This is a genomic window from Mesorhizobium sp. M0317 (genome assembly GCF_040321555.1).
Lineage (GTDB): Bacteria > Pseudomonadota > Alphaproteobacteria > Rhizobiales > Rhizobiaceae > Mesorhizobium.
Window position 1 is genome coordinate 173396 of the sequence record NZ_JAMYRV010000003.1, and the last position, 26861, is coordinate 200256.

Annotated in this window: 23 protein-coding genes and 1 tRNA gene; 14 read left to right on the forward strand and 10 right to left on the reverse strand. The window is 60.2% G+C overall.

Annotated elements, in window-relative coordinates:
• Nucleotides 1-152 precede the first annotated feature (152 nt).
• The gene (locus tag NKI88_RS04925; protein ID WP_352653992.1) at nucleotides 153-1304 is read left to right on the forward strand and encodes an acyltransferase family protein; all 1152 of its coding nucleotides are present in this window, start codon (nucleotides 153-155) and stop codon (nucleotides 1302-1304) included.
• A gap of 43 nt (nucleotides 1305-1347) precedes the next feature.
• Here the strand turns inward: NKI88_RS04925 and NKI88_RS04930 are convergent, their stop codons facing one another.
• Nucleotides 1348-2388: a glucosamine inositolphosphorylceramide transferase family protein gene (locus tag NKI88_RS04930; protein ID WP_352653994.1), complete on the reverse strand. Its 1041-nt coding sequence runs from the start codon at nucleotides 2386-2388 to the stop codon at nucleotides 1348-1350.
• A 607-nt stretch (nucleotides 2389-2995) separates the two neighbouring features.
• Between NKI88_RS04930 and wecB the strand changes: the two genes are divergently transcribed.
• Genes wecB through NKI88_RS04945 form a run of 3 tightly spaced genes read left to right on the forward strand, consistent with a single transcriptional unit; the run spans nucleotide 2996 to nucleotide 6280 of the window.
• On the forward strand, nucleotides 2996-4150 hold the full coding sequence (wecB, locus tag NKI88_RS04935) for a non-hydrolyzing UDP-N-acetylglucosamine 2-epimerase (RefSeq protein WP_023671798.1): 1155 nt from the start codon (nucleotides 2996-2998) through the stop codon (nucleotides 4148-4150).
• On the forward strand, nucleotides 4143-5480 hold the full coding sequence (wecC, locus tag NKI88_RS04940) for a UDP-N-acetyl-D-mannosamine dehydrogenase (RefSeq protein ID WP_023820697.1): 1338 nt from the start codon (nucleotides 4143-4145) through the stop codon (nucleotides 5478-5480). Before wecB ends, wecC begins: the two co-directional genes overlap by 8 nt.
• On the forward strand, nucleotides 5477-6280 hold the full coding sequence (locus tag NKI88_RS04945) for a WecB/TagA/CpsF family glycosyltransferase (protein WP_023725122.1): 804 nt from the start codon (nucleotides 5477-5479) through the stop codon (nucleotides 6278-6280). The genes wecC and NKI88_RS04945 overlap by 4 nt, the downstream gene beginning before the upstream one ends.
• Before the next feature lie 40 nt (nucleotides 6281-6320).
• Here the strand turns inward: NKI88_RS04945 and NKI88_RS04950 are convergent, their stop codons facing one another.
• A complete protein-coding gene (locus NKI88_RS04950; protein WP_352653997.1) occupies nucleotides 6321-7760 on the reverse strand; it encodes a lipopolysaccharide biosynthesis protein in 1440 nt (479 codons plus the stop codon).
• 167 nt (nucleotides 7761-7927) lie between these two features.
• On the opposite strand from NKI88_RS04950, the gene NKI88_RS04955 reads away from it, so the two are divergent.
• Nucleotides 7928-9046 carry a glycosyltransferase family 4 protein gene (locus NKI88_RS04955; protein ID WP_023737707.1) on the forward strand — a complete coding sequence of 373 codons (1119 nt, stop codon included), beginning with the start codon at nucleotides 7928-7930 and terminating at the stop codon, nucleotides 9044-9046.
• Between the two features lie 18 nt (nucleotides 9047-9064).
• On the opposite strand, the gene asnB is transcribed toward NKI88_RS04955, so the two are convergent.
• Together asnB and NKI88_RS04965 are read right to left on the reverse strand one after the other, a co-directional pair.
• A complete protein-coding gene (asnB, locus tag NKI88_RS04960; protein WP_352653999.1) occupies nucleotides 9065-10954 on the reverse strand; it encodes an asparagine synthase (glutamine-hydrolyzing) in 1890 nt (629 codons plus the stop codon).
• 223 nt (nucleotides 10955-11177) lie between these two features.
• Entirely contained in the window at nucleotides 11178-12419 is a 1242-nt protein-coding gene (locus NKI88_RS04965) for a glycoside hydrolase family 5 protein (RefSeq protein ID WP_352654001.1), read from the reverse strand.
• 16 nt (nucleotides 12420-12435) lie between these two features.
• On the opposite strand from NKI88_RS04965, the gene NKI88_RS04970 reads away from it, so the two are divergent.
• The 3 genes from NKI88_RS04970 (at nucleotide 12436) to NKI88_RS04980 (ending at nucleotide 16789) form a co-directional block, all read left to right on the forward strand.
• Complete coding sequence (locus NKI88_RS04970; protein ID WP_352654003.1) at nucleotides 12436-14442, forward strand: heparinase II/III family protein; 2007 nt, start codon at nucleotides 12436-12438, stop codon at nucleotides 14440-14442.
• Between the two features lie 203 nt (nucleotides 14443-14645).
• Nucleotides 14646-15638 carry a sterol desaturase family protein gene (locus NKI88_RS04975; protein ID WP_352654005.1) on the forward strand — a complete coding sequence of 331 codons (993 nt, stop codon included), beginning with the start codon at nucleotides 14646-14648 and terminating at the stop codon, nucleotides 15636-15638.
• The gene (locus NKI88_RS04980) at nucleotides 15635-16789 is read left to right on the forward strand and encodes a GNAT family N-acetyltransferase (protein ID WP_352654007.1); all 1155 of its coding nucleotides are present in this window, start codon (nucleotides 15635-15637) and stop codon (nucleotides 16787-16789) included. The genes NKI88_RS04975 and NKI88_RS04980 overlap by 4 nt, the downstream gene beginning before the upstream one ends.
• A 290-nt stretch (nucleotides 16790-17079) precedes the next feature.
• Here NKI88_RS04980 and NKI88_RS04985 read toward each other — a convergent pair.
• Nucleotides 17080-17156, reverse strand: a tRNA-Met gene (locus tag NKI88_RS04985).
• A 236-nt stretch (nucleotides 17157-17392) separates the two neighbouring features.
• Here NKI88_RS04985 and NKI88_RS04990 point away from each other — a divergent pair.
• Entirely contained in the window at nucleotides 17393-18352 is a 960-nt protein-coding gene (locus NKI88_RS04990) for a Gfo/Idh/MocA family protein (protein WP_352654009.1), read from the forward strand.
• A 64-nt stretch (nucleotides 18353-18416) separates the two neighbouring features.
• Here the strand turns inward: NKI88_RS04990 and mnmA are convergent, their stop codons facing one another.
• Complete coding sequence (gene mnmA / locus NKI88_RS04995; RefSeq protein WP_023683624.1) at nucleotides 18417-19607, reverse strand: tRNA 2-thiouridine(34) synthase MnmA; 1191 nt, start codon at nucleotides 19605-19607, stop codon at nucleotides 18417-18419.
• Between the two features lie 257 nt (nucleotides 19608-19864).
• On the opposite strand from mnmA, the gene sciP reads away from it, so the two are divergent.
• A complete protein-coding gene (gene sciP, locus NKI88_RS05000) occupies nucleotides 19865-20140 on the forward strand; it encodes a CtrA inhibitor SciP (RefSeq protein ID WP_013529904.1) in 276 nt (91 codons plus the stop codon).
• 64 nt (nucleotides 20141-20204) lie between these two features.
• On the opposite strand, the gene NKI88_RS05005 is transcribed toward sciP, so the two are convergent.
• Nucleotides 20205-21041: an NADP-dependent oxidoreductase gene (locus tag NKI88_RS05005; protein ID WP_502909426.1), complete on the reverse strand. Its 837-nt coding sequence runs from the start codon at nucleotides 21039-21041 to the stop codon at nucleotides 20205-20207.
• Between the two features lie 183 nt (nucleotides 21042-21224).
• Here NKI88_RS05005 and NKI88_RS05010 point away from each other — a divergent pair, with 183 nt between their 5' ends.
• Entirely contained in the window at nucleotides 21225-21626 is a 402-nt protein-coding gene (locus NKI88_RS05010) for a winged helix-turn-helix transcriptional regulator (protein WP_023669944.1), read from the forward strand.
• A gap of 108 nt (nucleotides 21627-21734) precedes the next feature.
• Here the strand turns inward: NKI88_RS05010 and NKI88_RS05015 are convergent, their stop codons facing one another.
• Nucleotides 21735-22112 (reverse strand): flagellar export protein FliJ, encoded by a 378-nt coding sequence (locus NKI88_RS05015; RefSeq protein ID WP_023669945.1) that lies wholly within the window; start codon nucleotides 22110-22112, stop codon nucleotides 21735-21737.
• A gap of 449 nt (nucleotides 22113-22561) precedes the next feature.
• On the opposite strand from NKI88_RS05015, the gene ctrA reads away from it, so the two are divergent.
• Nucleotides 22562-23257, forward strand: a complete 696-nt coding sequence (gene ctrA, locus NKI88_RS05020) for a response regulator transcription factor CtrA (protein ID WP_006203583.1) — start codon at nucleotides 22562-22564, stop codon at nucleotides 23255-23257.
• Between the two features lie 85 nt (nucleotides 23258-23342).
• On the opposite strand, the gene NKI88_RS05025 is transcribed toward ctrA, so the two are convergent.
• Nucleotides 23343-23711, reverse strand: a complete 369-nt coding sequence (locus NKI88_RS05025; protein WP_023669946.1) for a response regulator transcription factor — start codon at nucleotides 23709-23711, stop codon at nucleotides 23343-23345.
• A gap of 243 nt (nucleotides 23712-23954) precedes the next feature.
• Complete coding sequence (gene chpT, locus NKI88_RS05030) at nucleotides 23955-24584, reverse strand: histidine phosphotransferase ChpT (RefSeq protein ID WP_023669947.1); 630 nt, start codon at nucleotides 24582-24584, stop codon at nucleotides 23955-23957.
• 388 nt (nucleotides 24585-24972) lie between these two features.
• Here chpT and NKI88_RS05035 point away from each other — a divergent pair, with 388 nt between their 5' ends.
• Both NKI88_RS05035 and NKI88_RS05040 read left to right on the forward strand, forming a co-directional pair.
• Nucleotides 24973-25509 carry a DUF1134 domain-containing protein gene (locus tag NKI88_RS05035; protein WP_245259859.1) on the forward strand — a complete coding sequence of 179 codons (537 nt, stop codon included), beginning with the start codon at nucleotides 24973-24975 and terminating at the stop codon, nucleotides 25507-25509.
• Nucleotides 25510-25664: 155 nt separating this feature from the next.
• Nucleotides 25665-26825 (forward strand): coiled-coil domain-containing protein, encoded by a 1161-nt coding sequence (locus tag NKI88_RS05040; RefSeq protein WP_352654011.1) that lies wholly within the window; start codon nucleotides 25665-25667, stop codon nucleotides 26823-26825.
• Nucleotides 26826-26861: the final 36 nt, after the last annotated feature.

A 26861-nucleotide genomic window follows, 5' to 3' on the forward strand; every position in this document is an offset into this window, starting at 1 on the left:
GCCGAAAAGCCGGACACCGCTCATTGAAATCTCACCAAAGTGCGCCGCGTGGGAACGAATGCACGCAATGCACTTGCGCGACATGCATCGGCAGCCGGATTTACGCTATTTCGTGAACTCGGTAACCCGCACTTAATTGGCCGGTCGTATTGATGGCGATGCTTTGCACGGCGCCCGACGCGCTGCCCGTGGACGGCACAATGCCATCAGGCGCCGGCAAAGCGCAGGAGATCAAGGTGAAGAAATTCTATTCGATTCAGTATCTTCGCGCCTGCGCCGCCTTGCTGGTTCTGTTCGCACACGCCTTTTCCTATCAGATTGGCGTGGACAATCTGATTATTGTGACGGCGGGCCGCCTGGGCGTCGTTCTGTTCTTTGTCATCAGCGGTTTCATAATGGTCCATATTACGGGAGATGGTCCGTTTTCCGCTGCCACCTTCCTGAAACGCCGAGCAATCCGGATCATCCCCCTTTACTGGCTTTTCACCAGCCTCGCCGCGGTTCTGGCGGCGCTCGCGCCAAGTCTCTTCCAGAAGACCGTCTTTACATGGCCCCACTATCTTCAGTCGCTCCTCTTCATTGTTCACGAAGCGCCTGGACGGGATAGCGCCAGTCCAATCCTCTCACTCGGCTGGACGCTCAATTACGAGGTATTTTTCTATATCGCTTTTGCAGTGTTCGCATTCCTGTCCGTGACCTCGCGCGTATTTGTGCTGACGGTCTTTTTCATTGCGATGTGGATAGCCGGGCTGTGGCTGGCTCCCACCAACCCTGTTATCCAGTTCTATCTCAACCCTTCTCCGGTGGCATTCGTAATCGGCATGTGGATAGGGCGGCGCTATTTGGACGGTGATTTCACTTCCGACATACGCCATGCCTGGATATTCGGCGTAATGACCGCTGCAGGCGTGGTGCTTTCATTCGTCGATGACGGTACGCCGCTCTTGGGTCAGATCAGCTTCGCGGGACAAGCAATGTGGGCGGCGGGCCTGCTTCATCTCAGCCTCATTCTGGAGCCGAAACTCAAGCACTGGAGCCTTCTTGAGCAGTTGGGCGACGCTTCCTACGCGCTTTATCTGTCGCATATCTTCGTGATCGGCGCTGTGGCGTACCTGGCCAGACGCACCGTCGGATTCGAGCATCCGACAACGGTATTGTTGGTGTCGGTGGTCAGCATCGTGGCAGCCTGCCTCGTCAGTCTGGTGATTTACGAGATGATCGAGAAGCCGATTCTTCAGACCCTGAACGGCAGAAGGAAGACGAGAAACACACCGCTTCCTCATATTGCCACGGAGAACAAATAAGCAGGCCACGCAAACGGGACGCTCACGGCTTTCAGCGCTTCAGTCAGCCCGCGCTGTCCACGACCTCGACATTGCCGGCGCGGTTAAGCGTATGAATGCCCGTGCGTGCCCATGCCGGACCCGCGCCGATCGGCCGGGGCGAGGCAAAACGGACATCGGACGCGTCGAGTCGCTCAAGCCGCATCAGCCCCAGACCACCGCCATAGGCCCTCGATCCGTTCTGCACCGGCAGCACCAGGGCATCGTCGTGGCGGATAAAGGCGCCGCCCGGCCGGGTGGCCGAATGATCGATGGCAATGGGATTGAGCGGATGGGCGACCCATGGCCCGCGCAGCGAGGGTGCGCAATAGACCGCCATCGTGTCCGACGCGCTGCCGTAGCCGAACCGCTCCGTTCCAACCAGCCAGAAGCGACCGTCGGATTCGAGCAGCGTCGCGTCGTTGAAATCCCTGTCCGCCATCAGCACCGTGTCGCGGACCCAGCGGTCGGGAAACTGCGCGGCGCGATAGAGCACAAGTTCGCGAGCCGAACCACTTTCGGGGATCATGAAAATCTCGCCATCGTGTGCGAACACCTGCGGATACGACAGGTGGTGCGCTTCCTCCAATACAACCCTTGGAACACCGAAAGTGCCATCGTCACCGAGCTCGGCGACGGAAATCACGCCGCGACTCGTCGCGTAGGGGAATTCCTCGACAAACAGATGATGGCGGCGGTCGGCCTCGAAGACGAACGGGTCGGCATAGAAGCGTTGGCCATCGTCCGGCAGGACTGTGAACGGTTTGCCGTCGAGTTGCCCGGTTTCGGCGATGCCTGGTCCGTCGATCACCCGATAGGCAACCTGCCAATAGAAGGGGCGTCGTCCCCGCCTGATTTTTTGCACGGCGCGATCGATCAAAGCCCTGCCAAAAAAGGGCACATAGTGTCGAACAAAACTGTCGTTCTTCAGGATCGGCACCGGGTTGTCGCTTACCGGCACAAGCTTGCCCGCAAAGAAGCGGGCGACGGTTTGCATGATCAGCGACATGGCGCCGGCGAGCAGGTCGTTGCAGCTTCGAGATAGCCAGAGCCTGTCTGCCAGCATCGGTCTAGCCTGGGCCACGACAACGCCATCGAGGCGAGCGCCAAGTTCAGGCAATTGTCCGCTCGCCAACATTGCGGCAACGCCGGCTGGAAAGCTGTTGCGACCGCAAAATTCGAGCCTCAGGACTGGCGCGTCTTGCCCCGTTGCGCTGGCAGTGAGATCTATGACGAGGTCCGGAGGGCCGCGATCGATGGGCGGCAACGGCTCGGACCGGCCCGCCAGCGAGGGACCGAAACGCCGGCTCTCGATCGCCAAGACAGTGTCCAGCCCCCGAGCGGTTGGCGCCGCCGCCGGCGCGTGGCAACTCGAGACCACGTAACCTGCCGCATCCAACCGCATAAAAAGCTCATTTTCCCAGCGCCGGGATCCGACGGTGTGGCCGATGATTAAAATATTAGTCAACCCAAGTTATTCTCGTTAAAGCAAAAAATGGCTTGCTCTGGTATCTTTCCCCACAGTTCCTGGCAAGGGTTGCCCAAGGGGGGCTGCGGACTCTAGCGTTAATCATACGTTAATTTTTTTGAATACGAAGGCGGTTCAGGGCGCTATTGTTAGGCTGAAAGCAATGTCAGCCGGGCGCCCACGCTTTCGGTGACCAGGGTCAACCATGAACGCCGTTTCACATCCGAGATTGCCCTCAAGGCGAAAACTGCTGATCGTGTTCGGCACGAGGCCGGAGGCGCTCAAATGTTTTCCGGTGGCGCGCGCCGCGCTCGCCCATCCAGGCTTTACCACGGAAATATGTGTGACGGGCCAGCATCGCGAGATGGTCGATCAGGTCATTGAATTGACGGGCCTGCCGGTGCACTACGATCTCAACATCATGCAGCCAGGTCAGACGTTGTTCGACGTGACCTCGCGCGTGCTCCTCGGAATGGCGGGGGTGCTGGAGAAGGCGAAGCCGGACATCGTCATCGTCCAGGGCGACACAACCACCGCGATGACCGCGGCTCTAGCTGCCTTCTACAAGCGGATTCCGGTTGCCCATATCGAGGCGGGATTGCGCAGCCACAACATCAACTCTCCCTTTCCGGAGGAACTGAACCGCAAGATTGCCGGCAACATCGCCACCTGGCATTTTGCGCCGACCACCGAGGCGCGCGACAATCTCATCGCCGAAGGAAAGGCTGCGAACACCATCTTCGTAACCGGCAATACCGTGATCGACACGCTGCTGCATTTCTCCAGCGAGATCGATGCCGACAAGCTGATGAACGCCAAGCTCGCCGCTCGTTTCCCCTTCATCGATCCGACCAAGAAAATGATCCTCGTCACCGGTCATCGCCGTGAGAATTTCGATGGCGGCATCCAGAGGATCTGCACCGCGCTGAAGGCATTGTCGGCGCGCAGGGATGTGCAGATCATCTACCCGGTCCATCCCAACCCGAATGTGCGCTCCGTGGTCGACGCCGAAATCGGGACGGTGCCGAACATCCACCTGATCGACCCGCAGGACTATTTGCCGTTCCTGTACCTGCAGAAACAGAGCTACCTGGTGTTGACCGACAGCGGCGGCGTGCAGGAAGAGGCGCCTTCACTCGGCAAGCCGGTGCTGGTGATGCGGGAAAACACGGAGCGACCCGAAGGGATCGCCGCTGGTACTGCCCGGCTGGTCGGTACCGATATCGAAAAAATTCTGGCCAATGCCAATAGCCTGCTCGATGATGAGAGCGTCTATCGCGGCATGGCGGAGAGGCACAACCCATACGGCGATGGCCAAGCTGCGACCCGGATCGTTGAGGAATTGCTGAATCATGGCTGAAATCAAAACCGTTTCCGTTATCGGCATGGGCTATATCGGCCTGCCGACCTGCGCCATTTTTGCCAGCCGCGGACTCGAAGTCATCGGTGTCGATATCAATGAGGCGGTGGTCGCGAAGGTCAACCGCGGCGAAATCCACATCATCGAACCGGACCTGGATGGTTTGATCCAGAAAGTCGTCGCCAATGGCAAGCTCAAGGCATTCAGCACGCCTCAGCCGGCCGATGCCTATATTATTGCCGTTCCAACTCCGATCACCCCGGACCGCAAGCCGGATGTCAGCTACGTGCTTGCGGCAGCGCGAAGCATCGCTCCGGTGCTAAAACGGGACGACCTGGTGGTGCTGGAATCAACATCGCCGGTCGGCACGACGCGCGTCATGACAGCGCTGCTCGCGGAACTGCGACCCGATCTCAAATTTCCCGTTGCGCATGGCGAGGAAGCTGACGTCCTGGTCGCCTACTCTCCCGAGCGCGTGCTGCCGGGAAAGGTGCTGACCGAGCTGATCAACAATGATCGCTCGATCGGCGGACTGTCCCGAAAGTCTTCGGAGCGGACAGCGGCACTCTATTCAAGCTTCGTCGCCGGCGACCTGTTCATAACCCAGGCCGAAAGCGCGGAACTGGTTAAGCTGACCGAAAATGCGTTCCGCGATGTCAATATCGCCTTCGCCAATGAGCTTGCGGCGGTGTGCCAGGATCTATCGCTCAACGTCTGGGAGGTAATCGATCTCGCCAACCGGCATCCTCGCGTGAACATCCTGCAGCCGAGCCCGGGCGTGGGCGGCCACTGCATTGCGATCGATCCGTATTTTATCATCGACGCCGCACCGAACAATACGCGGCTGATCAGTTCGGCACGGCGCATCAATTCCGAGCGACCCTTGTCGGTGGTCAGGGACATCGAGGCATTGCTCGACCCGACCCGCAAGCAGACGATCGCCTGTCTTGGCCTCAGCTTCAAACCCAATATCGACGATATGCGCGAGAGCCCGGCTGTCGAGGTTGTTAAGCTTCTGTCCAAGATTCCCAATATCAAGATCGTCGCTGCCGAGCCCAATGCGCGTCAGTTGCCACACGAGCTCGAGGGCAGCGGCGTCATGTTCACCGATGCACTTTCCGCTATTGACCAATCCGATATCGTCGTCCTGCTGGTCGACCATAGACAATTCAATCTGATCGATCCCGAAGCGCTCAAGGACAAGAAGCTCGTCGACACACGGGGCCTGTGGACCTGGCGCAAGGCGCGCAAGCCCGACGCCCGCATCGAAGGCAAGAAATCCGAAATGGAACGCTCGCAGTCTCTCGCTCGCACCGGAGAAGCGGCATGAACTCGCATGACCCGGCATGGGCGCAACACTCTCTATTGGCATCACGCCGCCGCGAGTTTCTCGGTGCGACCATCCATGCGCTGACCATGGCCGAGACGCTGGCCATCGCAGACGAGGCGATGGCGACGCGGCGACCGCTTCACCATGTTGTCGTGAACGTCGCCAAGCTTGTGAACATGCGCAAGAATGCCGAACTGCGCGAGGATGTCGTCGGGGCGGATATGGTCAATGTCGACGGCAAAGGCGTGCTTTGGGGCGCGCGGCTCTGCGGCGTCGAGTTGCCGGAGCGTGTGACCGGCGTCGACGTCATGATCAACCTGCTTGCGCTGTGCGCCAAGCGTGGCTATCGCCCCTACCTTTTGGGCGCTGAACAGCACATTCTCGACGCAGTTGAAAGCCGACTTGCCAGAGATCATCCGAGCCTGGCCATTGCCGGCCGGCGCAATGGGTATTTCAAGGCGGAGGAAGAGGCCGCGATCGTCGAGGCCATCAACGCTTCAGGTGCCGACTGCCTGTTTGTGGCGATGCCGACGCCGAGCAAGGAGCGCTTTCTCAAGCGCTATCGCGACGTACTCGCTCCGAGTTTCGTCATGGGCGTGGGCGGCAGCTTCGACGTCTATGGTGGAAAGGTCGCCCGGGCACCGAAACTGGTTCAGGCGGCCGGCCTGGAGTGGCTGTTCCGCGTGGCGCAGGAGCCGCGACGCTTGTGGCGCCGCTACTACGATACCAACACCGCCTATGCACTGCTGCTGTGGCGTGAGTTCTGGTCTCGCCGGGGACGCCGAAACGTCAATCCGTAAGCTCGCGACTTTCAGACAAGCATGCCTCATAGCGCGGGATTTATGCGATCCGGACCCGTGCCCTTAGCTTGCCGATGAACTGCGTCACGGCCGCGGGGTGAAACAACCAGGTCAGTCCCAGGAAAGCCGCAGCGCCGGCGACGCCGCCCGCCGCGAGCGGAAAGATCGCCGGCATATAGCCCAGCGCAGTGCTGGCGAGGCTGGCGGCCAATCCGGTGCAGATAGAAATTATGATTGAGACAGCGATGTCGCGCCAGGGCACCGGCACCGGCGTGAGCCTCTCGGCGATGACGATGCAGGCTGCAAGACCTGCCAGCGATCCGCCCGCCAACGCCAACGCCGCGCCAACCTCCGCCATGGTGGGAATCAACAGAAAAGACAGTGAAATCGTTGCCACCGAGCCGAAGGAATTGGCGATGATCAGCAACCACGGCCGCTTATGTGCGTGCACCACGACGCCATAAACGAAGCTTGTGAGATTGGCACAAAGAACGCTGAAGGCGATGATCGGGAACAGCAGGTCGAAGCGACCATGATATTCCGCGGGCAGCAGGAGTCGCGTGATGTCGCCGCTGAGCGCGATAAGCATTGCTGCGACCGGCAGGCAAAGGCGTATCATCAAGGCCATGAGTTGCGACAACAACCGCCCGGACGCCTCGGATCCCTCTTCGTCGAAGCGGCTGACCACTTCTGGAAATGCGCCCATGTTGATTGCGTTGGCGACCATATCGATCGGCTGCCGAGCCAATGCGTAGGCGGCTGCGAAGACGGCCACCGCGCCGGCATCGTAGTAGAGCTTGAGGAAGACGCGTTCAGCGCTGTTGAGACCGAAACCGACCAGCGCCATGATGACCAGGGGCACGCCGAGGGCAAAAAACTCCTTGTGGGTGAAGCGCGGCGGGCCGCCAATAACGCGCCCGGATGCCACCACGCACGCCACGATGCCGGCAATCAGCACGGCGAGGCTCGAGCCGAGCGATACCGTCAGAAAAGAGCGTTGGAAGATAAGGATGGCGGCGATCGGCAAGGCGAGTTGCAGCAGGCCGCGCAGATATTCAAGCATCGAATAGAGGGAATGACGCTGCTGCATTTGCAGCACCGTCAACGCGAACCGGCTGATGGAGCCGGCAATCAGATAGCTGCAGACGGCGATTGCAAATTCGATCCAGCGCTCCGGCACGATCACCGCCGAGGCGATCACGGATATGATCAGGGCCAGCACCGTGGTGGCAAGCAATACCTGTCCGGCAAGCATCAGGCTGCCACGGCTGACGTCGCCTTTTCCACCAAGCCGCAGCAAGGCAATGCGCAGCCAGTTGGTAACGGCAACATCCGTCATTTCGCCCACGGTGACCACCAGGGTCAGCAGGCCATACTCGGTCTGGTCGATCAACCGCGTCATGACGACCAGCAGGAGCAGAGCGGAAACCCGCGTCAGCAGAATAGCTGGGCCATAGATGAGCGTGGAACGGAGCAGCAAAGGGTTGTCCCGGAAAATTTGCCGTCGATTAACCGTTGACCGACAGGAATTCCAGCATGATGACGGCAAAGGGTGAACGGATACAGTTTGAACCAAAAGATTTGTCGTAAACCTTTTTTGGAACCTTTGCTTTACGGTCACCCGGCATCCGCAATCCAAACGGTGTCATGTTGCAGCGTCTCGCCCACAATAGAAAAATACATGTCCTGGTCGCAACGCCCTCGGGCGTTTCGGGACAAGGCGGCATCGACCGGATCATGGGGGCGCTGAAGCAGGAGTTCGAACGGCAAGAGATCGCCGACATCGATCTGCGCTTTCTTTCCAGCCGTGGCCCGGGACATGTCGGGCTTTCGATCTTCTACATGCTTGGTTTTTGCGCGCGGATGGTTGCGGCCCGCCTCGACAGACGCGCCGACGTCATTCACATCAATATATCGGTCTCCGGCAGCACCTATCGCAAGATGATTATCGCCGCCTGCGCCAGGCTGTTGTCGATACCGTATGTCCTTCATCTGCATGGGGCGCAGTATCAGACATTCTGGAAAGATGATCATAGTTTCATGAGCCGCCGTATCAGGGCTCTGTTCGAGCATGCCGGCCGGGTGATTGTCCTGGGGGGGCTTTGGCGCGATTTCGTCGCCAGCCGGGCACCGGCGAGTGGCGGCAATATTGTCATCGTTCCCAACGCCACGGCAGTTCCTTCCCTGGCGCATGTCGGCGGAGGCGATCACGTGCACATCCTGTTCCTCGGCCGCATCGGCGAGCGAAAGGGCGTGCCGCAGTTGGGCGAGGCGCTGGAGCGGATGAAACATCTCAGGGGTTGGCGTGCCACGATCGCCGGCGATGGTGAGGTCGAGCCGGCACGAGCGAGGTCGGTCGCTCTAGGGATTGCCGACCGTGTTGCTTTTCCGGGCTGGGTGGGACCTGACGAGGTCGCATCACTGATCGCTTCGGCCGATATTCTGGTGCTCCCCTCGTTCGCCGAAAATCTGCCAATGTCGGTGATCGAAGGCATGGCGGCCGGCCTGGCTGTCGTGGCCACCCCGGTGGGCGCGGTCGAGGACATCATCACCCATGAACAATCCGGTCTGTTGGTGCCGCCCGGCGATGTGGCGGCGTTGACCGAGGCGTTAACTCGGCTGGTCGAGGATACGGCGCTGCGCGCGCGGCTTGGCGCCGCCGCCATGGCGGTGCACCGGGAAAGGCTTGAGCTTGCACCGTTTGTCGACGCGATCTGCGATGTCTGGAGATCGGTCGCGTCCGAGGCGCGATCGGTCAAGCGCTGACGCTGTCCTTCATTGTCGTCACTGCGGCGGGCCAAGCGCGAATTCGCGGTGGAATATCTCCAGGTTCAAAAGCGCCCATATCAGTTTTTCGTGGTCCGCGGCGCGCTCGGCGTGCTCCCTGACAATCTGGTCCAGCTTCTTGGCGCTCAAATAGCTACGGATGACCGAATGGGACGAACACAGATGGTCCCGTACATAATCGCTCATCGGCCCGCGGAACCATTCGGCGACGGGCACCTTGAAGCCGATCTTTGGGCGGTTGAGGACCTCGTCGGGAACCATGCCGGCCATGCAGTCGCGCAGGATCTGTTTGCTGTGCAGGAGGCCCAGCCTGTAACGATCGGGCAGTTGGCTGACGAAGGAAACCAGATCGCGATCGAGGAATGGCATTCGCCCCTCGATTGAACCGGCCATCATCACTCGGTCGCCCCGTTCCAAGAGGTTGTCGGGCAACCACGATGTCTGATCAAAAAACAACACACGGCGCAGATGAGATTCCGTCACACTCGAAGAGAACGGGAAATCATTGCGGTCATGGCCGCAAGTGGCCAATCCACCGAGGAGCGAATCGCGTTCCCGCGCCGTCATGGCTCCAAACCAGGAGATCATCCGGGTGGCAAAGTCCCGTTCACCCGCGCTTCGGGCAAATATGTCGAACTTGGCCGATGCGCCGGGCAATGCGCGCATCAAAGGGGCGAGGAGATTGTTGTGAAGCGACGCTGGAACAAGTGACCGGTAGACACCCGCCAGAGACTCTGCGCGATGTTTGGGGTAGCCGCCGAGAATCTCGTCCGCCCCTTCGCCCGTAAGCACCATCTTGACGTCCCGCGAGGCTCGAACCGACATCAGGTAAATTGGAATGTCCGTACTTTGTGAAACAGGTGCCCCCCGATGGCGGACCATCTTAGGCAGATGATTCATCAGGTCATCCGCCTGGATGACGATTTCGCAATGATCGGTCTTGAAATGATCGGCGACGCGCCGGGCGAATGGAAGCTCGCTGTAAGCCTGTTCGCTGAAACCGACCGAAAACGTACGAATGGGGTTGTCGCTGTGCCTGGTCATCAGGGCAACGATTGCCGACGAGTCGAGCCCCCCGGACAGAAAGGCGCCAAACGGCGCATCACTGCGCATCCTGATCTCGACAGAACGGTCGAGCAATTCCAGAAATCGTCGCTTGGCGCTTCCTGGATCGATATCCGCTGTCAGATCGGTCTGATCCGGGGGCGCATAATAGCGCGTTTCCGTTACTTCCCCTTGCGACCACACAGCGTAGCTTCCCGGGTTGAGCTTGCGGATCTGTTTGAAAAGCGTCCGCGGTCCAGGCACGTACCGCCAGGTCAGATACTCGCGCACTCCATCCAGATCGAGCTGCTGGCCATCTGGCTGCGCAGACAACAACGCGCTGATCTCCGAGGCAAACGACAGCAAATTTCTGCCTTGCATGAGGTAAAGGGGTTTTTTTCCAAAGGGGTCGCGAGCGAGGATCAATTCGCGCCGTTGAGCGTCCCACAGCGCAAAAGCGAACATCCCGCTCAATCGGTCGAACATGGCCAGGCGCCACTGGTCATAAGCCCTGAGCAGCACTTCCGTGTCGGAGCGTGTGCGAAAACGGTGACCGAGACCGATCAACTCCTCACGCAGCTCGATGTAGTTGTATATTTCGCCGTTGAAAATAATCCGGAGCCGTCCGTCCTCGGTCTGCATCGGCTGATTTGAATCGGCGTTTAAGTCAATAATCGCCAGGCGGCGATGCACCAATGCCAACTGGTCCTCGCCTGTATTCAGGTCCAGGAGTTCGATGCCTTCGGCATCGGGACCACGATGCTGCAAGGCATTCGACATCCCGACGGCCCGATCTTGTGGCTTCTCGACCCTGCGCCCAATCCAGCCGGCAATTCCGCACATTCTTTCCCTTGGCCCTCTTTCCCTTGTTTGCGTATGATCGAGGACACCAATCTACAGCGAATATATTAAATAGCTGCTCGGTGGAGTGATTTTAAAACTGAGCCTGATTTGGTTCGATCAGGCCCTCTCGGCTGCAACTGGAGACGACAGTCCTTGGGTTTCCACGCGATTGATCGCCAGCAACCAGGCAGACCGCTCGAACCGATCCTGACCCGATGACGAGTTATGGCAGGCCCAGTGCCCGCAACATCTCCCGGTCCGGGATCGCAGGCCCCTTGGGTTGGATAACACTCATTCCGTAAGGATTGGAGAATTCCCAGGCCGACCACGGCATCGCGAAGCGTTCCGCCTCTCTGCGCACTGCGATGAGATAGCGCAGGCGATCAGCATCGAAAGCTCCCATGCGGCCATCCGCAGACATCAGGATAACGCCGAATTCGCCCACGAACAGGCGTCGGCTCGCTATGCCATGGGCTTCAGCCCAGTCGACCGCCTGACGGAAACCCGCTTCGAGCTGGCTCTGCCCCCAATTCTGCTCAAAGTATCGGGCGATCGTTTCACGCGCCGAGGCCATGTTCATCACCTCTTCGATCTGGCTCAAGCCGGCGGCGTCCATCTGCGCCTTGAGGGTTTCGGCGACCACTTCGGGCGTGCTGGCGTCGGCAGGCCAGGGAAGGCCGGAGGAGAAAGCGTTCTTGTCATCGGCCCGCTGGTGCGTGAAGCTGTGCGGATCATACATGTGGAAGCTGTAATAGACGTTGGGGTCGTCGAAGTTGGGGTCCAGGTTGACCAGTCCGGCGATGCTCCCGCCGCAGGCGCCGGTCGCGACGATGGTGAGTTCGCTGCTGACGGCGCGAATATCGCGAACCGTGCCTGCCATGATCCGCTGCCAGTCATCGCTGCCGCTTGAATCGCAAGGGTAGTAGGCGGGCTCGTTATAGGGCTCGAGGGCGACCTTGTCGGCGCCAATTTTGATCAGCATGGCAGCCACCGCCACTACCATTTTGCGATAGCGGGCAACACCCTCGCTGTCGGCCCCGCCATAGATCATTTCCATGCTGTAAGCCGGAACCTGGCTGACGCCATGCAGATCGAAAACCACCTTGAGCCCGCTTGAAACGACCCGCTGCACCGCAGCGGCAAGCATGTCCAGCGCCTGTTGTCGTTTGGCGCCCCCGCTGGCAAGCAGAGGGCCAGGGTCGACACTCAGCCGGACAAAGTCGAAGCCCATAGATCGAATGCGATCAAACTGGTCGCCGTCCGGCCAATCGGTGAGCGGCCTGCCGCCCGCAAGCCATTCCTTCTCGCTGCGATAGGGCGGCCATTTGTAGGAACCATCTTTCTCCACCGGCGACCAGTTGAGCCATTCATGGACGCCGACGCCGCGCTCAAGCGGGATCGGCGCCGCCTCGGCTGACATAGCCATGCCAAGCGCGCACGCTATGACGTAGACAACTTTTCTCATCGCAAAACTCCGCGTCATGGCCGAAGATATTAACCGCGGGAACGGAAAAGAGGATGCCGCCACACGCTTTTTCGACGGGATGGTGTATGAGGATCAAAATCTTGGCGGAGCGCGGATGAGGGTCGGGTGGTATTTCAACCGATTGCGCAGCATGGAGTTGGCCGAGATATTGCATCGGTTGGACGAGCAGCGCCGGAGGACCGTTTCGCGCCGCCGCGACAACGGCTGGCAGCGCTATGCGTCGCCGCAGTTGCACCCGGTGCTGCACGGATTGCGGAATGCTGTGCCGGCCGCTGCGACACCAGCCCAGCGGCAAGCTATCGAGGCGGCTGCGCAAAACACTTTTCGAGGCCAGTTTTCAGCACTTGGGCAGACCTGGCCACAGCGAGACCCCTATACTCTCTTTCCACCCGAGCTCTGGCGCCTTGATCCGGTGACCGGCCGGCTTTGGCCGGGCCCCAAGACCCATACTTTCGATATCGATTTTCGCCATGCCACCGGCCGTGGCGATGTAAAATATGTTTGGGAAATCAACCGGCTGCAGCAACTGCCGCCACTGGCTGCCCATCTGCTTCTCACCGGCGATGATCAATCCCGTGCGGCCATCGAGGCGGCGATCGAGAGCTGGCATTTCGCCAACCCACCATTTCGGGGCGTTGGCTGGGCCTCGGGCATCGAGGTCGCGCTACGAGCCATCAGCCTGATTGTCACGCTCGACCTCGTCGGCGACCGGCTTGGCGCGGCGACGCGAGAAAAAGTCGGTGAAATACTGGCGGCAAGCGCCTATTGGCTGCCGCGGTTTCCCTCCCGTTTTTCGTCCGCCAACAACCATCTCGTCGCGGAACTGGCTGGCGAATATCTGATCGGTCTGGCTTTCGGGGCCGAGGTGGCTCGCGAGTCGCTCCTGGCTGAGGTGCTCAAACAGATCCTGGCCGATGGCGCCGGGGCCGAGCAGACCCCGACCTACGCCGCCTTCAGTGCCGAGCTTTTCCTGCTGTGCGCTGCGGCGGCGCGCCAGGCCGGACTGCCTTTTCCCCAGCCCGTCGAAGCGCGTTTGGCCGCTTTCGCCAATTTCGCACGCTGGCTCCCGCCGAAAGCCAGCGGCTTCGGCGACAATGATGAAGGCCGCGTGATCACGCTGGGGGGCGAAACCGATTATGTCGGATCGGTCGCGGCCGCCATCCATGGTTTTCTACGGATGCCGGGCAGGGCACCGGAGCCCGGCGATTTTCGCGCGCTTTTCTTCGGCGCGCCACCGCGGCCGGCGCCGGTGCCGGATGGATTGCATACGTTCACGCAAGGCGGGCTCTCCGTCTGGCGCGGCGAGATGAATGGTCGCAACGTCCATCTGACATACGACCACGGCCCGCTGGGCTACCTTTCGATAGCGGCGCACGGTCATGCCGACGCGCTGTCGCTCACCCTGTGCATTGACGGCGATCCGGTGCTGGTCGACCCCGGCACATGGCTCTATGGTTCGGGGGGAGGCTGGCGCGACTGGTTCCGCTCGACGCCGGCGCACAACACTCTGAACCTAGAGGGTAAAAGCCAAAGCATCATCTCCGGGGCGTTCAACTGGTCGCACAAGGCGGTTGCGACATTGGTGGAGAGCGAGCCGGGGCCGCACTGGAGGCTGTGTGCCCGACATGACGGGTACAAAGGCCGCTTCGGCGTTGTGCATCAACGCGCCGTGACACGCGATGGCGACGGCATCCTCGTGACCGACCAACTGCTCGGCGGCAGCCGCGTCGCTGAGATCGTCTTCCAACTCGCCGCCGACCTCCACGCCAACAGGGATGGAAACATTGTCACGGTATTGCGCGGCGCTGAACCTTTGATGACTATCCACTTTCCAGACGCAGCGATCCACATCCGTTCCGGCGGCGACACACCGGGCCAGGGCGGCTGGGTTTCGCCGCGTTTTGGTGCAAGGCAGCCAGCCGAACGCCTCGCATGGCGTGGCCAAGTAGGCGAAAAGGGAGTAGTCATCCGGCTCGCGCCAAGTCCGCCGCAGACCCGATAACGGGCAGGTTGCAGGCGCAGCGTTCGACATTAATTACGTTCAGATATTTAGCGGTTTTGACACCGTTGATCTGCTAATTTGGCCATGATTGTTCTGCCAGTCGCATCCCGATACACAGTTGCGGGCAGCATATGATGGGCCTGGCAATATGTGCTTCGCGACGAGCCGGATCGCCATTTCACCACCTAGGAGCCACTGCATCGATGTTTTCGGAATTCGCCAGAGTGATCGTGGAAAAACTCTCACACATCAATCTGCTGACACTCGGTCTCCTGTTGCTCACGGCGCTGGGGAGCGCGGTGGTCGCCTACTGGCGAACGGTCGAACAGAAATCCTTCCGGGACTTTTTCGACTTCGCCTTTCCCGCGGAAGTCATCATGCACCCATCCGCGCGAGCGGACGCATTGTTCTGGATCACGAAAAGGCTGGTGATGCCCTTCCTGCTCATTCCCGCCGGTGTCACCTTCGTTGCCGCCACGGGATATGCAACAAACCAGGCAGTCGGCTGGCTCTTCAGCATCTCGCAACCGCTGATACCCGGCCCCGCCGGTCCAGTGACGATCATCCTCTTCACCGTAACCATGCTCGTTGCTTACGATATCTCCTACTACCTCTATCACGTTGCCCAGCACCGTTTTCCGTTCCTGTGGGAATTGCACAAGGTGCATCATTCGGCCGAAGTGATGGTTGGGATCACCAAGGACCGGGTTCACCCCCTGGACGATTTGATGAACCGGATCTGGGACGGCGTCATACCGGGGATCAGTTTCGGCTTGTGGAGCCTGATTGCGCTTAATCCGGCCGAGATCGCCATATTTGGCATCAACGTCTATGTCATTCGCAACATTCTCATGATGGACTTTGTTCGCCACACGCATCTGAAGATTTCCTTCGGCCGATTGAACGGCGTCATCTTGTGTCCGCACTGGCACCAGGTGCATCACAGCGTCGACCCTCGCCACTACGACAAGAATTTCGGGCTGCTTTTTTCATTCTGGGATCGCATATTCGGAACGCAGTTCATCCCGGATCCGGACGAAGACCTCAAGTTTGGACTGATAGATCGCGACGTACGCGACTATCAGTCGCTTTTCGGACTTTACGTGCTGCCGCTCAAGAAAATGGCAAACCATATCATGCGACTTTTTCAAAAGCGCATCGATGTCGCGCAGCCGCAGGACCGTCTCCAACCATGAACAAAATGGCTTCGATTGACGCTGTTGGTGCGGAGCGACTGGAAATCGTCAGTTCGACGGATCGCCTGGCCGCCATCGAAGCCGAATGGGTAGACCTATGGCATCGTACCCATGCACTGATCTTTCAGAGCCATGCCTGGGTTTCGGCATGGTGGAGCACCGTGCGTGACCGCGACCGGCGCTCGCTGCGGATCGGCCTGGCATGGAGCGATGACAGGCTGGTCGCTGTCATTCCCCTGGCGATCGGCAGACGAAAAGGACTTCGGCTCCTCGAATGGGCCGCCAATAGCTATACGGACTATGGTGATATTCTTGTCGCGCCGGAATGCTCCCTATCGGCCCTCCAGAACCTCTGGAACCGGATCTGTTCGGCAGGTGGCTTCGATCTTGCTTTTATCAATCGTCTGTCTCCGGATGCGGCAGCCCGCAGGATTTTTACACCGGCCTCTTCCAGCGGCGTCAAGCTTCGCGCCAATCACCGGGAGGAAGTCAGTTATCGCGTCGCTGGACAGTGGGCCAGCGGAGCAGCGTGGCTGGCGGACCAGCCGAAAAAGATGCGCCAGAACTATCGGCGCGGCATCAAGATACTGGAAGAAACAGGCGAAGTGAAATTCCGCCTCCTGTCGGCCGACGAGCCGCTGCAGCCATTGCTGGAGCGACTATCGGCGCTGAAGCGCAGATGGCTGGAAAAGCACACGCGTGAATCCGACCTTTTCGAAGAGGGCGAGCCGGTTCTTGCCGCTCTGGTCGACGCGCTGTCACGCGCCGGTGTGCTGCGCATTTTCGTACTTGAATGCAATGGTGCGATGGTCGCGGTTTCCATCAACATCGTCCAACACAACGTCATGATGGCATTCGTTACCACCTACGACCCTGATTTTAGCCGAGCGTCGCCGGGTGCGGTCCTGATTACGGAGTATATACAGTGGTCGTTTGATCACGGCTTGGGATTGGTCGATTTCCTCTGTGGCGGAGAGGCCTTCAAACATAGGTTTGCAACACAGGCCGTTACCCTCCAATCCGTTCTTGGGGCACGCACTGTGCAGGGCGCGCTCGCTTCTCTCGCTGATCGTATCTGTCAGACGATCCGCGTACGCTCACGCGGATTGGCGTCGGCGAATCCAGAGCGCCCGCCCGATGAGACTGCTTAATTTAGCTGGATAACTCGGGCACAAGCCGCCGAGCGACACGGGCGCGCCATTCGAAAATCCGCGTCGATTGCGCCTCGGAATCGAGACCGAATGGGTCCGCAGGTCGAGATTTCAGCCAATTCTCGCAATCAAGTCTCTCGAGGCGCAGTTTGTTGTCTGCGAAGCGTCGCAACACGTTCGTTGGCGTCACAATGGCAGCAGGCTAGGTCCTGAAAATCATTGAAGATTTTTTCGGACAGGGCGCCTACCATAGGTCCGCGTTTTACTGTGATTCAACACCTTAGGTAGGCTGGTAGCGGGAGAGGGACTTGAACCCCCGACCCCAGGATTATGATTCCCGTGCTCTAACCAACTGAGCTACCCCGCCAGGGCGGCGAAAGGCCCGAAATCCGCCTTAAATCAAAAGGCATTTCGAAGCGTTCGCCAAGGTCGCGCGGATATAAGGTTGGGAGGGCGAGCCTGTCAAGCATCGATGCGCGAGGGGCGCCGGCATATTGTCGCCGGTAAAAGCTTTGCCGGGCTGGCATCTCCGGTAAGCCACCGGGGTTGAGTTCGACGGGGCACGCCGCTATGTCTCGGCCAAGAAATTAGAGTTTGAAGCTGATGAAGCCGCGCATTGCAGTCCTCGGTTGCGGATACTGGGGCAGCAACCACATCCGCACCCTCAAGGCGCTCGGCGCGCTGCATGCGGTTTCCGATGCCAATCGGGCGCGGGCCGAAGGCTTTGCCAGCGAGCAGGACTGCCTGGCGATCGAGCCCGACCAGCTGTTCGTGCGTGACGATATCGACGCCATCGTCATGGCGCTGCCGCCGCAATTCCATGCCGATCTTGCCGTGCGCGCCGCTGAGGCCGGCAAGGACGTGCTGGTGGAAAAGCCGATTGCGTTGACCGTGCCCGACGCCGAGCGCGCCGTGCAGGCGGCCAAGGACAATGGCCGCGTGTTCATGGTCGGCCATGTCTTGCGCTTCCATCCCGCCTTCGAGACGCTGAAGGCGCTGATCGACAATGGCGAGCTCGGCGAGGTCCGCTACATCCACTCGCACCGGCTCGGCCTCGGCAAATTCCACACCGAGAACGACGCACTGTGGGATCTGGCGCCGCACGATCTGTCGATGATCCTGGCCATCACCGGCACCGAGCCGATCGAGGTCAGGGGCGAGGGGGCGGCACTCCTCGACAATCTCAGCGATTTCGCGCATCTGCACATGCGTTTTCCCAACGGGCTGCGCAGCCATCTCTTCACCTCGCGGCTCAATCCCTATCGCGAGCGGCGGCTGACCGTGGTCGGCACCAAGGCAATGGCGGTGTTCGACGATGTCGAGCCCTGGGAGCGCAAGCTGGCCGTCTACCGCCACGCGGTGTGGCAGGACAGCGGCCAGTGGGCCTTCACCACCAACGAGCCGTCCTATGTCGCGGTCGGCCAGGGGATGCCGCTGACGCGCGAGCTCAAGCACTTTATCCAGTGTATCGAGACGCGGGCCGAGCCGCGCACCAGCGGCGAGGAAGCCATCAGGGTGCTGCGCATCCTGACGGCGGGTACAGTCACGCACACAAAGTCCTGAGACCGTTTCGAAACTCTGCTTTTAAGGCAGATCGAAACTAAAACTGTCTCCGAGAGGGTAGTGTTTACTCTGCGGGAATCTGCGCCGGCCTGGCTGCGAGCCGGCTGAGCATGGCTTCGGCCTCGGCGCCGCGCTCGGAGCGCTCGATGAAGCCGCCGCCGAAGACGCGGGCTTCGTTGCCGTCGTCGGAATAGAGCACGCAGGCCTGTCCGGGCGCGATGCCGGACTCGCCGTCGACCAGTTCGACAAAGGTGCTGCCGGCGCGGTGATGCAGCACGGCCGGGCGCGGCGGCCGCGTCGAGCGGACCTTGGCGAACAGCTCCATGCCGGCGGCCGGAATGTCGGACAGCGCGCGATCGCCCAGCCAGTTCATGTTGCGCAGATAGATCTTGTGGGTCTCCAGCGCCTCGCGCGGGCCGACGATGACACGGGCCCGGTCGGCGTCGAGATGGACGACGTAAAGCGGCTCGCCCGAGGCGATGCCGATGCCGCGGCGCTGGCCGATCGTATAGCGCAGGATGCCGTCATGGCGACCGAGCACGCGGCCGTCGATATGGACGATGTCGCCTGGGTTGGCGGCAGCTGGCTTCAGCTTGGCGATGATGTCGGAATATTTGCCCTGGGGCACGAAGCAGATGTCCTGACTGTCCTGCTTGGCGGCAACGGTCAGCCCCATTTCTTCGGCGATGGCCCGCACCGCAGGCTTGGACAGCCCACCCAGCGGAAAGCGCAGATAGTCGATCTGCGCCTGCGTGGTGGCAAACAGGAAATAGCTCTGGTCGCGGTCGGCATCGACGGGCCGGAATAGCGCGCGGTGGGCGCCATTGGCCCCGGAGCGGATATAGTGGCCGGTGGCGAGCGCATCGGCGCCAAGGTCCTTGGCGGTGGCCAAAAGGTCGGCGAACTTCACCGTCTGATTGCAAGAGACGCACGGAATGGGCGTTTCGCCGGCGACGTAGCTTTCGGCAAACGGGTCGATGACCGCCTTACGGAAGCGCTCCTCATAGTCGAGCACGTAATGCGGAATGCCCAGTGTCTCGGAAACGCGGCGGGCATCGTCAATGTCCTGGCCGGCGCAGCACGACCCGGCCCGGTGCGTTGCGGCGCCATGGTCGTAGAGCTGCAGCGTGACGCCGACGACATCATAGCCTTCGCGCTTCAAAAGGCCGGCAACGACAGACGAATCCACACCGCCCGACATGGCGACGACGATGCGGGTGTTTTGCGGGCTGGCGGGAAGGTCGAGGCTGTTCATGGTTCTTTCGTTCTGCGCGGCGCTTCAATGGCAGTGGCGCGAATATAGGTCAACCACACCAGCGGCGCTAGCTTTGCGGCGGTGCCGATTTTGCGGGAAAATTGCGCGCCTGCCCGCCGTTGCCTCAAATGCCGATAAAAAGACTAACGCGGCGTTCATGATCCTTACCTACTCATTAGGGTTCGCTTAGGCAATTTTTAAAGCTGTGGCGGTAATGTGGTGGGGATTGGGTCTTTGAGTTTTTAGTAGAGAGTACGATGACCGATCTTGTTAGACCGCGAGTCAAATATGTTATTGGGCCTGACGGCAGCCCTCTTACGATTGCCGATCTTCCGCCGACGAATACACGTCGCTGGGTTATCCGGCGCAAGGCGGAAGTGGTTGCTGCGGTGCGCGGCGGGCTTTTGAGCCTCGACGAGGCATGCCAGCGCTACAAGCTGACCACCGAGGAATTCCTGTCCTGGCAAGCGTCGATCGACGAATACGGCCTTGCCGGGCTGCGTACGACGCGCATCCAGCAATACCGGCACTAGAGCCAGGACCACAACAGAAAAGGGCGCGGTAACCGCGCCCTTTTGCCTGTCGGTAATGCCTGCTTCAGACCGTCAGCACCACCTTGCCGATCGGCCTAGTGGCGAGAAAAGCGTGCGCGGCGCCCGCCTGTTCGAGCGGAAACGCCTTTGCCACATGGACCGCAAGCTTTCCCGCATCGACCAGTTTGCCAAGTTCGACGAGGCCTTCACGGTCGGGCACGACGGACATGCGCTCGACGCGGATCCCACGCGCAGCAGCCTTGGCTCGGGTGGTGTCGTGGACATTGAGCAGCGACACCAGGGCGCCACCGTCCTTCAGGACTGTCAGCGATTGGTCGGCATGGTCGCCGCCCATCGGCTCCAGCACCAGGTCGACGTCGCTGACCTCGGCGGTGAAATCTCGCTTGGTGTAGTCGACCACTTCATCGGCGCCGAGCGAGCGGACGAAATCGAGTTTCTTCGGGCTGGCGGTGGCGATGACATAAGCGCCGTGCGCCTTGGCGATCTGCACCGCCAGATGCCCGACGCCGCCGGCCGCGGCATGGATCAGCACGCGCTGGCCGCGCTTCAGGCCGCCATGGCGGACAAGGCCTTGCCAGGCGGTCAGGCCGGCCAGCGGCAGCGCGCCTGCATGAAAGTGATCGATGCCTTGCGGCTTCGGTGCGATTTCATCAGCCGGGGTGACAGCGAGTTCCGCATAGGCTGCGGCCTGCTTGGGAAAATGCGGCATGCCGAACACGGCGTCACCGACCTTGAGGCCGCCATCGACGCCTGGGCCCACCGCCTCGACCGTGCCTGAAATATCCCAGCCCAAAGTGAAGGGCGGTTCGCCCAGCAAAGGATAGTAACCGGCGCGCACCGAGCCATCGACCGGATTGATGCCGGCGGCATGCACGCGCACGAGCACTTCGCCTGACTTGGGCGAGGGCGCGGGGCGATCGGCGATGACGAGGACGTCGGGTCCGCCGACTGAATTCTGGACACGGCACGCATGGGAGGCTCCTGCTGGGGTTTCCGTGCCACTATCATTTGGATAGTAATATTCCCTTGTCCAGTATGTACCTTTTCCATATATAGGCACCTAATGGATAGTGATAATGATTGCGGCTCCGGCTATGACGCCTTCCAGCGGACGTGTCCTTCGCACGCCGTGCTCGAGATGCTGGCCAGCAAATGGGTCTATCTGACGGTTTGTGCGCTGCGCCGTGGCCGGATGCGCAACGGCGAACTGGCGCGTAAGCTCGAAGGCATCACGCCTAAAATGCTGACGCAGACGCTGCGCGTCCTCGAGCGCGACGGGCTTGTGCGGCGCGAAATCTTTCCGGTGATCCCGCCGCGGGTCGAATATGAATTGACCGAACTTGGCCAGAACCTGGCGGGGCTGCTCACCCAGATACGCTCCTGGTCGGAAGAGCATGTGCCTGACATCAAGCAAGCGCGGGCGAGGGCGGCGGCGAACCAGGACGGGGATTTGACACGGGCCTGAAGCTGCGGCCGCCTTACGGCCGGATCAGCAGCGCCGGAGCCTTTTGGCGCGCTACACGCAAAGCAAAGCGCGGCGTCAGGCGGCGCCGGTCGGGTTAAAACCCTGCCGTCAGCCGATCATGGCGCTGCGACCGCCGAGTTCCGCGTCGCGGATCTTGGTGTCGCGCGATTCCAGCATCTCGGCCTTGGAAAGCTCCGCTTCAGCTTCGCCGAGTAATGATTCGGCAGCGCTTCGCTGCTGGGCGAGGTCGCTTTGAGAGTTTCTGAGGTTATCACGGCGCAGACGCGCCGCCTTGGCGAAGGTCGGATAGGCAAAATGATTGATGTCGGTGATGCCGGCCTTCTTCTCCTCGGCGGTGATCTGAAGCTCCAGTTCAACGGCCATGCGCTCGAACTCGGCGATCATCATGTCGAGCTGCAGCAGCTGCCGCCGCTTCTCATTCACCTGAAATTGCTTCAGCCGAACGAGGTTTTCACGTGACTTCATGATTCGGTACTCCCGGAAACGCACACCTGCACATATCGTCCAATCCGCCCGCCAGGGCCTGGCGCCGCCCGTATCCACCGGCATTCCCCGAACTATGGGAAACAAATCCCTAAAGTTTTTTGCCGGCGGTAACCATTCGTTTACGCGCATTGTTAATCATAAGGGCGAGGACTTAAGGCCGGGTAAAAATTCCGGCTCCCGATACGGAAGCCGGCCAGCGAGTCCCTAGAGTCACTTAGTCCGACTTATTAATGTGTAGCATTAGCGATTTGGTTCTGTGATTCATCATTAGATTCAAGAGGGTGTAGAAAGGGGTTAAAAAATCTGGTACCGTCCTTGGTGCGGAATTAGGTTTTGTTAACCATTCGATGGCAGCCTCTGTTCAGGCAATCACTGCTCCGGTCCCGGATGGGTCGTGACATGGTCCGGCGGCAGAAAAGGGGAATGAAATGCGCGTTCTGCTGATAGAAGACGACAGTGCAACCGCTCAGAGCATCGAGCTGATGCTCAAATCTGAAAGTTTTAATGTTTACACGACCGACCTCGGCGAAGAAGGTGTCGATCTCGGTAAACTTTATGATTACGATATCATTCTTCTCGACCTCAACCTTCCCGATATGTCCGGCTACGAAGTCTTGCGGACACTTCGCCTGTCCAAGGTGAAGACGCCGATCCTGATCCTGTCCGGCATGGCCGGCATAGAGGACAAGGTGCGCGGCCTGGGCTTCGGCGCCGACGACTATATGACCAAGCCGTTCCACAAGGACGAGCTGGTCGCCCGCATTCATGCCATCGTGCGCCGTTCCAAGGGCCATGCCCAGTCGGTCATCACCACCGGCGATCTGGTGGTCAATCTCGACGCCAAGACCGTCGAAGTCGGCGGCCAGCGCGTGCATCTGACCGGCAAGGAATACCAGATGCTGGAGTTGCTCTCGCTGCGCAAGGGCACCACGCTGACCAAGGAAATGTTCCTCAACCACCTTTATGGCGGCATGGACGAACCGGAACTGAAGATCATCGACGTCTTCATTTGCAAGCTGCGCAAGAAGCTCGACGCAGCATCCGGTGGCCAGAACTACATCGAGACGGTCTGGGGTCGCGGCTATGTGCTGCGCGAGCCGGAAGACATCCGCGTCAGCGCCTGAGCGAACATCATCCAATTGAATCAACGCAAAAAACCCGGCTCAGGCCGGGTTTTTTGCTGTCCTTCTTGGCCGAGGACGTGCCGAGTCAGGCGGCAACCTTCAAGGTACGAAAACGTTCGAGCAGTTGCGGCCGGTTGAACGGCTTCAACAGATAACCCTGGGCGCCGGCGCGCTTTGCCTTCATGATCGAGGCAACATCGACCTCGACCAGTGAGATCAGAATCTGCGGTTTGATCGTGCTCTCCATGGCGCGAACCTGGCGAATGACGTCGACCGCTTGCATGTCCGGCAGGGCGCCGTCGACGACAATCACATCAGGCATCTCGGCAGCGCACATCTCGACAGCATCAAGTCCAGTTGCCGCTTCGATCACCACCATGTCGGAGCCGCCAAGAATCCGTTTTGCAACCTTTCTGATGACGCTCGAATCGTCGACAAACATGCAGCGCTTCATTTCCGGGTCCTCTTTGCCATGGGGCGAACCGGCGGCATCCGGGTATCGGGATGCACACTAGGCCGATCTGGTAAAGAAGCAGAAAAGCCGTTAGGTAAAGTTTTTACAAACATGTCGTTTGCAGCCCCATTCGGCAGGGGCGTTGCCGGCGCTGAAACTTGCCTGTTCTGAATTGCCGCAAATATCAGCGGGAAAAGATACTTGATTGTTCTTGATGCTCGGCGTCCTGCCGAACGGCTTCGCTCAAGCCGCGGACAGCACGATCTCTTCGGCGGTCGCATGAATCGAGATCGTCATGTTGGCCTCACGCGCCAGCAGCAGCGTGTAGTAGGGCTGGACGGTATGGGCGTCGATAGGCTCCTCGGGCTTGTTGCCGGAATGGAGCTCGAGGAATTTCGGCGGCACGCGCAGCATCGGGCCGCTTGCGGCAAGCGCAAAGCGCGGCTCGGTGTCGAGGTTTTCCAGCGTGACCACCAATCTGCCACCGCGCGGGATGGCAGCATTGGCGACGAGCAGCAAATTGAGCAGCAACTTTACCTTGTTCTTGGGCAGCAGGGCGCGAACCCCGTTCCAGATCAATTCCGGCTTCTCGTTCTTCAGGAAGGCGATGGCGACGGACTCGGCATCGCCGGTGTCGATCATCATGCCGGCCGAACCGGCGGCGCCGAAGGCGATGCGAGCGAATTGCAGGCGGGCCGAAGCGTTTCTGGCGCTCTGCCGGATCAGTTTCATGGCGTCTTCGTCGGCGCCGCCCTCGTCCAGGAGTTCAAGGCCGTTGTTGATGGCGCCGACCGGCGAAATGATGTCGTGGCAGACTCGGCTGCACAACAAGGCTGCGAGATCGGGTGCGGAGAGAGAGAAAAGCTCAGCCATCGGCGAAAAATCCCTGCTAAAATTCACATCCTGGTGGCCGCGCGGCCGACAGCCACGCTCACCACCCGAATCACGCTCTCTCCCCAGGCATTCTGAATACACAGCGCCCGACCGTGCAGCAACAATCCACAATTCTTGTGAGAAAAACGGCATCTTTGCACAGGATGGGAGCCCGTGCAGACAGTCAGAAACAGCCTTCGAACCGCCATGTTCATGTGGGAGGTTAATGGTTGAAAAAGGATTACGGCATAGTTTGCCCGTAACAGTCATCCTTAACGGCCGCCTAAAGAGCCGGACGGGTGCGAGGCGTCGGCGAAAGTGCTCCCTGACGGAGATTGGAAGCATGGTTTCCCGATTCTACGACCGGACGTTTGTCCGCGTCTTCTTCATGGCGATTGCCCTCATGGGCGCTCTCGCTTTCTCAACCTCTGCGTCGCGGGCACAGGAATACACCGCTCAGGAGATCGTCGATTCCGGTCACAAGTTCTTCGGCGCGACGTCGGGCGGTCTCGCAACCGTCGTCGAGAAGATTTTTGCCTCCTACGGCCTGCCCAATGGCTATCTGCTCGGCGAAGAGGGATCCGGCGCGCTGATCGGGGGCCTGACCTATGGCGAAGGTACGCTCTACACCAAGAATGCCGGCGACCATAAGGTGTTCTGGCAAGGGCCTTCGCTCGGTTGGGATTTCGGCGGCGAGGGATCGCGGGTGATGATGCTCGTCTATAACCTCGACGACGTCAGCAATCTCTACAATCGGTTCGGCGGCGTTGCCGGTTCGGCCTATGTCGTGGCCGGCGTCGGCTTCAACGTGCTGCAGAACAACAGGGTGCTGCTGGTGCCGATCCGCACCGGCGTCGGCGCGCGGCTTGGCGTCAATCTCGGCTATCTGAAGCTGACGCAGAGGCCGACCTGGAATCCTTTCTGAGCGATTCCGACCACACTTCGACCCGATCAACAGATTCTGACCCGGTGCAGCTGCGGCAAACCCTTGCCGCAGCGCTGGATTTGCGTCATGCGAACATGGCAAAGTCCAGACTTGGCGGTTGCCGGATAGCGGCCCGCCCGTAACGGGTAGTCACCTTGGTTCAGTCGATCCTGTTCTTCGCCCTCGGCTTTCTGTGCGCAGGCTTTCTGGCGCTGCTGGTCGCGCCGGCCATCTGGCGGCGGGCGGTCGCGCTGACACGCAAGCGTGTCGAGGCGTCGGTGCCGCGAACGCTGGCCGAGATCCAGGCCGACAAGGACAGCTTGCGGGCCGAGTTCGCCATGACGACGCGCCGGCTCGAAATCAGCATCAAGACGCTGCGTGAGCAGGCGAATGAGCAACTCGTCGAAATCAATCGGGGCCGCGAGGCGCTGAAAGGCCTGGCGGTCGAGCGCAAGGACAAGAAGCAGGCGCTTTCGGAGCTCGGGGAAAAAAACGAATTGCTGCTGCATCGCGAGCAGCAGATACGACAGCTGTCGGACAGGCTTGCACAAACAGAGCGCATGATGGAGAAGCGCGCGCTCGAGCTGGAAAAGCTCGAACATATGTACGACGACGCGTCCTTCTCCTCCAGCAATCGTCAGATTGAACTCGTGGCACGCGAATCCGAGCTGGAAAAACTCGCCAACGACATTTCAGTGCTGCGCGGCCAGCGCAAGGAGGCCGACAAGCGCCATCAGGAAGTCGTCACCGAAGCCAAGGCCACGCGCGATGCCTTGAAGGTCGAAAAGAAAAGAACCGCCGACCTCGACAGAAAGCTCGAGCGCCTGCTCGCCACGCTTGCCGATCGCGAGGACAAGCTCGATCGTCGCGAAAAAGAACTGGCCCGCCTTCGCGAACGGCTGAAGGGCGACGCTACGGGAGCCGCCGCGGCTGCTGGCCAGGTTGGTGCGCAAGACAGTGCCCGCGCCAGGAACGAGGACATCGACAAGACCCTCGCCAAGCTCGAAGGCGACCGAGAGCGGCTGGAAGCCAGGCTGACGACGCTGGCCCGCGAAAACAAGCGGATGAAGGCGGAGCTTGGCGGTTCTGGATCCGCGAAGCCCGGGAATGGCCCCGGCAATGGCAATGATGCCGGTTCTGCCTTGCGCGAACAGATGAACAATCTGGCGGCTGAGGTCGTCCATTTGACGGCCAAGCTCGAAGGACCCGATTCACCGATCGCCAAGGCGCTGGCGGCGCCGCAGGAAACGCGGTCAGGAACCACCAGCCTGGCCGATCGCGTGCGGGCGTTGCAGAAGGCAGATTTGCCGAGCTGAGTTTCAAGCCCCGGCTTGGAATTGCCTGACTACGCC

Coding starts and splice junctions, on each gene's coding strand:
- NKI88_RS04925 (WP_352653992.1), top strand. CDS start 153: ATGGCGATGCTTTGCACGGCGCCCGACGCGCTGCCCGTGGACGGCACA.
- NKI88_RS04930 (WP_352653994.1), bottom strand. CDS start 2,388: ATGCTGGCAGACAGGCTCTGGCTATCTCGAAGCTGCAACGACCTGCTC.
- wecB (WP_023671798.1), top strand. CDS start 2,996: ATGAACGCCGTTTCACATCCGAGATTGCCCTCAAGGCGAAAACTGCTG.
- wecC (WP_023820697.1), top strand. CDS start 4,143: ATGGCTGAAATCAAAACCGTTTCCGTTATCGGCATGGGCTATATCGGC.
- NKI88_RS04945 (WP_023725122.1), top strand. CDS start 5,477: ATGAACTCGCATGACCCGGCATGGGCGCAACACTCTCTATTGGCATCA.
- NKI88_RS04955 (WP_023737707.1), top strand. CDS start 7,928: ATGTTGCAGCGTCTCGCCCACAATAGAAAAATACATGTCCTGGTCGCA.
- asnB (WP_352653999.1), bottom strand. CDS start 10,954: ATGTGCGGAATTGCCGGCTGGATTGGGCGCAGGGTCGAGAAGCCACAA.
- NKI88_RS04965 (WP_352654001.1), bottom strand. CDS start 12,419: ATGAGAAAAGTTGTCTACGTCATAGCGTGCGCGCTTGGCATGGCTATG.
- NKI88_RS04970 (WP_352654003.1), top strand. CDS start 12,436: ATGGCCGAAGATATTAACCGCGGGAACGGAAAAGAGGATGCCGCCACA.
- NKI88_RS04975 (WP_352654005.1), top strand. CDS start 14,646: ATGTTTTCGGAATTCGCCAGAGTGATCGTGGAAAAACTCTCACACATC.
- NKI88_RS04980 (WP_352654007.1), top strand. CDS start 15,635: ATGAACAAAATGGCTTCGATTGACGCTGTTGGTGCGGAGCGACTGGAA.
- NKI88_RS04990 (WP_352654009.1), top strand. CDS start 17,393: ATGAAGCCGCGCATTGCAGTCCTCGGTTGCGGATACTGGGGCAGCAAC.
- mnmA (WP_023683624.1), bottom strand. CDS start 19,607: ATGAACAGCCTCGACCTTCCCGCCAGCCCGCAAAACACCCGCATCGTC.
- sciP (WP_013529904.1), top strand. CDS start 19,865: ATGACCGATCTTGTTAGACCGCGAGTCAAATATGTTATTGGGCCTGAC.
- NKI88_RS05010 (WP_023669944.1), top strand. CDS start 21,225: ATGGATAGTGATAATGATTGCGGCTCCGGCTATGACGCCTTCCAGCGG.
- NKI88_RS05015 (WP_023669945.1), bottom strand. CDS start 22,112: ATGAAGTCACGTGAAAACCTCGTTCGGCTGAAGCAATTTCAGGTGAAT.
- ctrA (WP_006203583.1), top strand. CDS start 22,562: ATGCGCGTTCTGCTGATAGAAGACGACAGTGCAACCGCTCAGAGCATC.
- NKI88_RS05025 (WP_023669946.1), bottom strand. CDS start 23,711: ATGAAGCGCTGCATGTTTGTCGACGATTCGAGCGTCATCAGAAAGGTT.
- chpT (WP_023669947.1), bottom strand. CDS start 24,584: ATGGCTGAGCTTTTCTCTCTCTCCGCACCCGATCTCGCAGCCTTGTTG.
- NKI88_RS05035 (WP_245259859.1), top strand. CDS start 24,973: ATGGCGATTGCCCTCATGGGCGCTCTCGCTTTCTCAACCTCTGCGTCG.